The 2,661-nt window shown below is 60.3% G+C and carries 2 protein-coding genes; both read left to right on the top strand.

Features of this window, described 5'->3' with window-relative positions; all coding sequences use genetic code 11:
• Positions 1-997: calcium-binding protein (locus tag AC1DT3_RS17485; protein WP_477466508.1), on the top strand; the 997-nt coding region annotated here is incomplete at its 5' end.
• Positions 998-1,260: 263 nt separating this feature from the next.
• Positions 1,261-2,661: calcium-binding protein (locus tag AC1DT3_RS17480; protein WP_477466507.1), on the top strand; the 1,401-nt coding region annotated here is incomplete at its 3' end.

Raw genomic sequence — 2,661 nt, 5'->3', positions numbered from 1 at the left:
GGGCAATCTCTACGTGGTCAATTACGGCGGCGCGGTGTTTCGTCTCAACGCGAAAGGCTCCGCGGGCGATGTTGCCGACACACTCAACGGCGGCGACGGTGACGACCGATTGCTCGGCGGAGGCGGCAACGACCTGCTCGATGGTGGATCAGGCGCCGATCGGCTCGAAGGGGGCACGGGCGACGACAGCTACGTCGTGGATCAAGCGGGCGACCAAATTATCGAAGCGTTCGGATCCGGTCTCGACACGGTCTTCACTTTCGCAAACTACGCATTGGCCCCCGAAATCGAGAATCTGAACGCTGCGGGTCCTGCCGTCTTTTCGCTGGGCGGCAATGCCCTCGGCAACCAACTCATCGGCAACGCTGCAAGCAATCTCATCGACGGCGGCGCGGGCGCAGATTTCATGGCGGGAGGCGCCGGCAACGACGTCTACATCGTCGATCAAACAGGAGATCGGGTGAGCGAACGCGCTCGTGAGGGAACCGACACCGTCTGGGCCTTTGCCAGCTTTGCGCTCGGAAGCAATGTCGAGAAGCTGACGGGGCTCGGAGTCGGTCCGATGAAGCTCACCGGCAACACGCTCGCCAACACCATCAAAGGCGGACCTGGGCGTGACACCATCGACGGCAAGACCGGAAAGGACACCTTGTCCGGCGGAGCGGGCAAGGACGTCTTCGTCTTCGATACCAAAACCGGCAAGACCAACATCGACAAGATCACGGATTTTTCGGTGAGGGACGACACGGTCTGGCTCGACAACGCGATCTTCAAGGCCGTCGGCAAGAAGGGCTCGCCGACGAAACCGGCACTCCTCAAAAGCAGCGCATTCTATTCGGGATCACAGGCGCACGACGCGGACGACCGACTCATCTACAACAAGAAGACGGGGGCCCTGTTCTATGATGCGGATGGTGTCGGCGCGGCAGTACAGGTTCAGATCGCGACGTTGAGCAAGAATTTGAAGATGACCTACAAGGATTTCTACGTCATCTGACCCCCCGCAGTTTCCATGGCGCCTCATTGACGCCGCAACGATCGATCCGCCGTTTCGCGGCGCGCTTCCGGATTCCAAACCAGCGCGCGGACTGAAAGCAGTATCGTCGCGCACGGTGACGCCCGTTTCGCGCGCGAGTGCGCGGTCGCTCGTTCAGCGCAGTGGATGTCCTAAAATCGCCTCGCCTCCCGTCCGTTCGAACGGGGGCGACGCAGCGGAAGGCATGGCATGGAGGCGACGTCACGTCCCACAGGAAACATTCCATGGCCCTCAAAGTCATCAATACGATCCAACCGACACAGAATGCGGACGGCGTACATGCGAGCGTTGCCGCGAGGGGAGATGCGTATTTTGTTGAGGCCGGAGGTTCTCTGTCCGCGACGGGCGAAGGGGCAAATGGCATTCACGCGCCTTCGGGCGATCTTGCCGTTTCGGTCTTGGGTAGCGTGTCTGCGCGCCACTGGGGAATTTATGCCGCCGGATGGGACAGCAACATCAATGTTGGGGCCAGTGGATCCGTCTACGGTGAGGAGCGAGGGATCTTTGTTGCCGGCGACCCCTTCACATTCCACAACCTCAAGAACAGCGGCATTGTCGGGGGAAAGGACGAAGGCGTGCGTTTTCACGGCTACGTCCTCGACGTTTTCAACGACGGAACCATTTTCGGCCAAAAGGGCACGGCACTCACGTTTGAATTGATCGCCGATGCAACTGGCGTCCGAGGATATACAAGGCTCGTCAACAGCGGTTCGATACTGGGTGGAGGTGTCGGGAGCCAAACCGCAATCATGGGCTCGCAGGGGCGAGACCTGATCACAAATCGCGGAACGATCAAGGGCGATGTCAAGCTGGGCGACGGCGACGACACCTTCGACAACCGCGAAGGAACGTTGATCAGTGGCGTCATCGATGTGGGATCTGGCGCCAACACGGTGTGGAGCGGGAATGGCAACGATAGCATCAATGCCGGGATCGGTGACGACTTCATCGACGCCGGAACCGGACAGGACGTCATCAATTGGTTCGGCGCAAGCGGCATTACGTTGAACCTCGCAAACGCTGCTCGCCAAGATACGGGCGTTGGGTTCAAGACGATCCTGAATGTTGAAAATGCGACCGCCGGAGGTGCAGGGAACCATCGTCTTACAGGCAATGCTGGCGACAATGTTCTGACGACGAATTTGGGCAATGACACGCTCGACGGTGGGTTTGGCAACGATACCGTCAACGGCAACGGCGGTCTCGACACAGCTCTCTACAGCGGCGACATAGGCGCAATCGTTGATCTGACTCTGCAACGTCAAGCTCAGAACACCAATTATGGCCTCGACACCCTTCTCAACATCGAGAACCTCACAGGCGGTTCCGGCAACGATTGGTTCACCGGCGATACCAACGCCAACGCGCTGACTGGCAACGGCGGCAACGATACGCTCGACGGTGGCCTCGGCGACGACACGCTCGACGGCGGCACGGGGACGAACGTCGCCAAGTTTTCCGGCACGGCCGCGGAATCTCAAGTCGTCGACAACGGCGACGGCACCTTCACGGTGACCGGACCCGATGGCACCGATCTCGTGCGCGACGTCCGCGTGCTGCAATTTGCCGACGCGAGCGTGGCGTTGTGGAACGCTGCGCCGGCTGGTCTGGCGCTGTCCCAGGCG

The organism is Microvirga sp. P4_G7 (assembly GCF_056401005.1).
The sequence above is the reverse complement of the archived record's forward strand: the minus strand, read 5'-3'. Positions and strand labels throughout refer to the sequence as shown.